Below are 2412 nucleotides of genomic sequence, written 5' to 3'. Positions count from 1 at the left end.
TGTGCTTTCCGTCTTGCGCAGGACTGTAGAGCAGCAAACTTCATGCCCTCCGGTCCGCCCCCGGGAGCCACTGCTAAGTTATCCCCCGGCATTCAGAAAATCTAAGTGCCAAAAAATAAGATTTTTTGACTCCGTGTTGTATAACCCGCCATTCGTGGGTACCATTCAACGCGTACGCAAACAAAAAGGGTTAACCCGCGCGGCATGACCGCGCGGCCCACAAAGGAGGAAACAAGCATGTCGTCTTTGAAGCCGCTTGCAGATCGCGTCCTGGTCAAGCCCGACGAGGCCGAGCAGAAGACCGCTTCTGGTCTGTACATCGCCAGCAACGCTCAGGAGAAGCCGCAGCGCGGCACCATCGTTGCCGTTGGCGCCGGCAAGGTCAACGACAATGGTGAGCGCATCCCCATGGACGTCAAGGTCGGTGACGTTGTCATCTACGGCAAGTTCGGTGGCAACGAGGTCAAGGTCGACGGCGAGAAGTATCTGCTGATGCGCGCCGACGACATCTACGCCGTCGTCGAGGCCTAGTCTCGTCAGAATCTCTGATTCGTCTTTGAACGCGCCCGCCGCATAGGACTCGGAAGCGGCGACGCGAGTCGCATTTCTTTTGGAGGATTACCTACCATGGCAAAGAACATTACGTTTAACACCGATGCCCGCGCTAAGCTTGCCAAGGGCGTCAACACTCTGGCCGACGCCGTTACCGTCACCATGGGCCCCAAGGGTCGCTATGTTGCACTGCAGCGCACGTTCGGTGCCCCGACCATCACCAACGACGGCGTTTCCGTCGCCAAGGAGATCGAGCTCGAGGACAACATCGAGAACATGGGTGCTCAGCTGGTGAAGGAGGTCGCCACCAAGACCAACGACACCGTGGGTGACGGTACCACCACCGCAACCCTGCTCGCCCAGGCCATCGTCAACGACGGTCTGCGCAACGTCGCCGCCGGCGCCAACCCGCTGGCCATCCGTCGCGGCATCGACAAGGCCGTCAACGCCGCCGTCGCCGAGATGAAGAAGCAGGCCAAGCCGGTCGAGACCAAGGAGCAGATTGCTTCCGTCGGTACCATCTCTGCCGGTGACCCCGAGGTCGGCGAGAAGATCGCCGAGGCCATGGAGGTCGTGGGCAAGGACGGCGTCATCACCGTCGAGGATTCCCAGACGTTCGACATCACCATCGACACCGTTGAGGGCATGCAGTTCGACAAGGGCTATGTCTCCGCTTACTTCGTCACGGACAACGACCGCATGGAGGCCGTGATGAAGGATCCGTACATCCTCATCACCGACCAGAAGATCTCCAGCGTTCAGGACATCATGCCCGTTCTCGAGGCTGTCCAGCGCGCTGGCCGCGGCCTGCTCATCATCGCTGAGGACATCGACGGCGAGGCTCTGCCTACCCTGGTCCTCAACAAGATCCGTGGCGCCCTCAACGTCTGCGCCGTCAAGGCCCCGGGCTACGGCGATCGCCGCAAGCGCATCCTCGAGGACATCGCCGTCCTCACCGGTGGCCAGGCCGCTCTGGACGAGCTGGGCGTGAAGGTCGCTGATATCACCGCCGATATGCTCGGTACCGCTAAGTCCGTCACCATCTCCAAGGACAACACCGTCATCGTCGGCGGCGCTGGCTCCAAGGAGGCCATCGACGCCCGTATCGCTCAGATCAAGGGTGAGATGGAGAACACCACCTCTGACTTCGACCGCGAGAAGCTCCAGGAGCGCCTGGCCAAGCTCTCCGGTGGCGTTGCCGTCATCAAGGTCGGCGCTGCTACCGAGTCCGAGCTCAAGGAGATCAAGCATCGCGTCGAGGACGCCCTTCAGGCTACCCGCGCTGCTGTCGAGGAGGGCATCGTCGCCGGCGGCGGCGTCGCCTTCATGGACGCTGTGCCCGCGCTCGATGCTGTCGAGATTGACGACCCCGAGGAGAAGATCGGCGTCGACATCGTCAAGAAGGCTCTGACCGCTCCGGTCGCCACCATCGCCAAGAACGCTGGCTTTGAGGGCGCTGTCGTGGTCGACAAGGTTGCCGAGCTGCCCGCTGGCCAGGGTCTAAATTCTGCCAACGGCGAGTGGGGCGACATGATCGAGATGGGCGTCCTCGACCCCGTCAAGGTCAGCCGCGTCACCCTGCAGAACGCTGCTTCTGTCGCCAGCCTGATCCTCATCACCGAGGCCACCGTCTCCGATGTGCCCAAGAACACTCAGCTTGAGGACGCTATCGCTGCTGCTACCGCTGGTCAGCAGGGCGGCGGTATGTACTAAGGCCGACAAGGTCTAGAACTCCCACCGGGAATCCGCAGGGCGTGACGGGGCTTCTCTCCGGAACGTCCTCGGACATGCAAAGAGGCTCCGCATCGCGCTTCGCGCTGCGGAGCCTCTTTGCGTCCTGTGGAATGTTCCGGAGAGAAG

Annotated in this window: 2 protein-coding genes; both read left to right on the top strand. The window is 61.7% G+C overall.

Annotated features, from left to right (window positions below):
• Positions 1-237 precede the first annotated feature (237 nt).
• A complete protein-coding gene (gene groES, locus DW732_RS09660) occupies positions 238-531 on the top strand; it encodes a co-chaperone GroES (protein WP_118099416.1) in 294 nt (97 codons plus the stop codon).
• A 96-nt stretch (positions 532-627) separates the two neighbouring features.
• Positions 628-2265, top strand: coding sequence for a chaperonin GroEL (gene groL / locus DW732_RS09655; RefSeq protein WP_117763491.1), 1638 nt, complete (start codon positions 628-630; stop codon positions 2263-2265).
• Positions 2266-2412 lie beyond the last annotated feature (147 nt).

This window comes from Collinsella sp. AM28-11LB (assembly GCF_003469895.1).
Classification (GTDB): domain Bacteria; phylum Actinomycetota; class Coriobacteriia; order Coriobacteriales; family Coriobacteriaceae; genus Collinsella.
The sequence above is the reverse complement of the archived record's forward strand: the minus strand, read 5'-3'. Positions and strand labels throughout refer to the sequence as shown.

What these genes read in the sequence shown, in the direction of transcription:
- groES (WP_118099416.1), top strand. Translation starts at nt 238, where the DNA reads ATGTCGTCTTTGAAGCCGCTTGCAGATCGCGTCCTGGTCAAGCCCGAC.
- groL (WP_117763491.1), top strand. Translation starts at nt 628, where the DNA reads ATGGCAAAGAACATTACGTTTAACACCGATGCCCGCGCTAAGCTTGCC.